This is a genomic window from Vibrio sp. S457-15 (assembly GCF_000960545.1).
Lineage (GTDB): Bacteria > Pseudomonadota > Gammaproteobacteria > Enterobacterales > Vibrionaceae > Vibrio > Vibrio parahaemolyticus.
Genome location: NZ_JYOQ01000161.1, coordinates 1 through 389 on the forward strand (window position 1 = coordinate 1; position 389 = coordinate 389).

1 pseudogene is annotated in these 389 nt (G+C 44.5%); it reads left to right on the forward strand.

From position 1 onward, the window contains the following. Positions 1-389: pseudogene (locus UF05_RS26365) on the forward strand (hypothetical protein); the annotation flags it as partial.

Consider the following 389-nt stretch of genomic DNA (forward strand, 5'->3'; position numbering starts at 1 on the left):
CCCCTAGATATGAAGATTGTTCGTACAGATGGATATGACGAAATCAGGGTAGACACCAAAGCAGATGACAATCATTACATGGCATTGCTGGGCCGACACGGCATCAGCATCTATCGAGATGACAACGACATTTGGTATGTTTCTGATCCTACGAAAGTGTCAGAACTTTTAAAAGGGGCGGGGCTGAGCCACATGTTGGCTTCGGTTAAATCAACAGCAGATAACGCGGTTATCATTACGGATGATCAGTTCCCGTACTCTATTTTTTATTCATCTCACTCTGTCCGATATCTCTTTGATGAGAGCAAGAGGTATTGGGAGGGAAGTGAAGTGACAAAACTGGGTGTGATTAAGGCAATAGCGCAGGATAAAGTCGTGTTCTTTGACGG